Genomic DNA, 2,712 nt, shown 5'->3' with positions numbered 1-2,712 from the left:
GAAGGTTTAAAGGTTTAATGTTGAAAGTTGAAAGTTGAAGGTTGAAGGTTTAAAGTTTAAAGTTTAAAGTTTAAAGTTGAAAGTTTGTTCGCGTAGCCTGGCCTTTGGCCAAGGTTATTAGCCAAATGCGAATAACCAAAAAACCTACCCTTCACCGAACTCCAAAGGCGAACAACAAACAAACCTTGGCCTATTGGCCACGCTACGCGAACAATCTACCCTTAACCCTTCAACAAACAACATTCAACCTTGGCCTTTGGCCACGCTACGCGAACAACAAACCAACCTTCAACTTTCAACTTTCAACCTACCCTTAACCCTTCAACAAACAACATTCAACCTTGGCCTTTGGCCACGCTACGCGAACAACAAACCAACCTTCAACTTTCAACTTTCAACAGTAAACAATGAAACAAAAACGAATCAAAACCCCCACTCTATTGCAAATGGAAGCAGTAGAATGTGGTGCCGCTGCTCTAGGAATTATTCTGAGTTACTATGGTCGGATTGTGCCGTTAGAGGAACTTAGGGTTAGTTGTGGTGTGTCCCGCGATGGCTCTAAAGCATCTAATTTGGTTAAAGCTGCTAGGCGTTATGGAATGCAAGCCAAGGGTTATAAAAAATCCCTGGCTAACCTTAAAAAATTGCATCCTCCGTTTATTGTGTTTTGGAATTTTAATCATTTCCTAGTAGTAGAAGGATTTAGTAAAAAAATCGTCTTTCTCAATGATCCAGCTGCTGGTCCAAGACGGGTAACCAGCGAGGAATTTGATCAGGGTTACACGGGGGTAGTGCTGGTAATTGAACCAGGACCAGAGTTTAAAAAAGGGGGTCAAAAACCCAGTGTTACATTCGCGCTATGGTTACGACTAAAAGGGTCTATTCCTGCAATTACATACTGTATAATAGTAGGATTTTTATTAGTTTTCCCTGGCTTAGTTATTCCCGTCTTTAATCAAATTTTTGTAGATAATGTGTTAGTCGAAAGTCGCACTGATTGGCTACGTCCCTTGATTTTAGCCATGGCAATTACGGTGCTCCTGCAGGGGGTGTTGACCCTGTTACAATTGCGGTATTTGAGACAACTAAAAATTAAGTTATCCGTAGGAATGTCCAGCCAATTTCTCTGGCACATCCTGCGATTACCAGCAAGATTTTATGCCCAGCGGTTTGCTGGAGAAATTAGTAATCGGGTTAAGCTAAATGACAAAGTGGCTGACGTGCTTTCGGGTCAGTTGGCAACAACAGTGATTAATTCGGTAATGGTAATCTTTTATGCCCTGGTGATGTTTGCCTATGATGGGGTACTCACTGTAATTGCTATAGTTTTTGCCTTGGTAAATGTCTTGACCTTACAATGGCTGGCTCGTAAGCGGGTGGACAGCTATATGCAATTAGCCCTAGACCGGGGTAAGGCAGCTGGGGTAGCGATCGCTGGACTACAGGGCATAGAAAGTGTCAAGGCATCGGCAACAGAGTCGGATTTCTTTGCCAGGTGGTCCGGTTACTATGCTAAAGCGGTTAATGGTCAGCAGAAACTGGAAGTAGCAAACCAGGTTTTAGGGGTTTTACCGCCTCTGCTAACCTCCTTAACCTCTATGCTAATTTTGGCAGTTGGGGGTCTAAGGGTAATGGAAGGATCTCTCAGTATTGGGATGTTAGTGGCTTTTCAAAGCTTGATGAACAGTTTTCAGAAGCCTGTCAACCAGTTAGTCAGGTTTGGCAGTACTCTCCAGGAACTCGATGGTGACCTCAATCGCTTGGATGATGTATTGGGCAACCCGATTGACCCCCAGTTGACCGAAGGGTTAGCTCAAACCACTCATTCCCCTAACCGACCCCAAGATCCGGTGGCAGCTCAAAGGGGAGATCAAGCAGAATCTGATTCATTTCCCACTCTCCAGGTCTGCCTTCAAGGTCATGTAGAATTACGCAATATTACCTTTGGCTATTCCCGGATAGATCGACCGTTAATTGAGAACTTTAATCTGACCCTGAAACCTGGTCAAAGGGTAGCGCTAGTAGGGGGTAGTGGTTCGGGGAAGTCTACCATAGCCAAGATAGTAACTGGTCTATACCAACCTTGGTCAGGGCAGATTCTATTTGATGGGATTCCAAAAGAGCAGATTCCCAGGTCGGTGTTGACGAATTCCTTAGCAATGGTGGAACAGGAAATCTTTCTGTTTGGGGGGACAGTGCGGGATAATCTGACTTTGTGGGATAAGACGGTACCCCTGTCTGAGATAGTGCGCTCTTGTCAGGATGCGGCAATTCACGAGGTGATTCAGGCACTACCTGGGGGATATGAAGCCCAACTGATGGAAGGAGCTGGAAATTTAAGTGGGGGTCAGCGTCAACGTCTGGAAATTGCTAGAGCGTTGGTTAATGACCCAGCGATTTTGGTGATGGATGAGGCAACTAGTGCCTTGGATGGGTCAACGGAAACGATTATTGACCAGAATCTCAGGCGTCGGGGTATTTCTTGTATTATTGTAGCCCACCGATTGAGTACGATTCGAGATTGTGATGAGATTATTGTTCTGGAGCGGGGTAAGGTGGTGCAACGGGGTACCCATGAGGAATTGTGGCAGCAAGGGGGAGTTTATGGGCAGTTGATTAGTTCTAGTTATTAAGTAAACGGACTGACGGGGTGCTGAGGGGGTGACATGCAAGCTGAAATATTTACTGGGTAATCATTTCAGACCATAATTT

The 2,712-nt window shown here is 44.9% G+C and carries 3 protein-coding genes; all 3 read left to right on the top strand.

The window, feature by feature from the left end:
- Window positions 1-125 precede the first annotated feature (125 nt).
- The 3 genes from F6K53_RS36830 to F6K53_RS36820 are packed head-to-tail and all read left to right on the top strand — an operon-like array spanning window position 126 to window position 2,633.
- A complete protein-coding gene (locus F6K53_RS36830; protein ID WP_075896217.1) occupies window positions 126-317 on the top strand; it encodes a hypothetical protein in 192 nt (63 codons plus the stop codon).
- A complete protein-coding gene (locus tag F6K53_RS36825; RefSeq protein ID WP_293084492.1) occupies window positions 250-411 on the top strand; it encodes a hypothetical protein in 162 nt (53 codons plus the stop codon). Before F6K53_RS36830 ends, F6K53_RS36825 begins: the two co-directional genes overlap by 68 nt.
- Complete coding sequence (locus F6K53_RS36820; RefSeq protein ID WP_293084489.1) at window positions 408-2,633, top strand: NHLP family bacteriocin export ABC transporter peptidase/permease/ATPase subunit; 2,226 nt, start codon at window positions 408-410, stop codon at window positions 2,631-2,633. The genes F6K53_RS36825 and F6K53_RS36820 overlap by 4 nt, the downstream gene beginning before the upstream one ends.
- Window positions 2,634-2,712: the final 79 nt, after the last annotated feature.

It is taken from the genome of Moorena sp. SIO4A1 (assembly GCF_010672065.1).
Taxonomy (GTDB): domain Bacteria; phylum Cyanobacteriota; class Cyanobacteriia; order Cyanobacteriales; family Coleofasciculaceae; genus Moorena.
The sequence above is the reverse complement of the archived record's forward strand: the minus strand, read 5'-3'. Positions and strand labels throughout refer to the sequence as shown.

What these genes read in the sequence shown, in the direction of transcription:
- F6K53_RS36830 (WP_075896217.1), top strand. Translation starts at nt 126, where the DNA reads ATGCGAATAACCAAAAAACCTACCCTTCACCGAACTCCAAAGGCGAAC.
- F6K53_RS36820 (WP_293084489.1), top strand. Translation starts at nt 408, where the DNA reads ATGAAACAAAAACGAATCAAAACCCCCACTCTATTGCAAATGGAAGCA.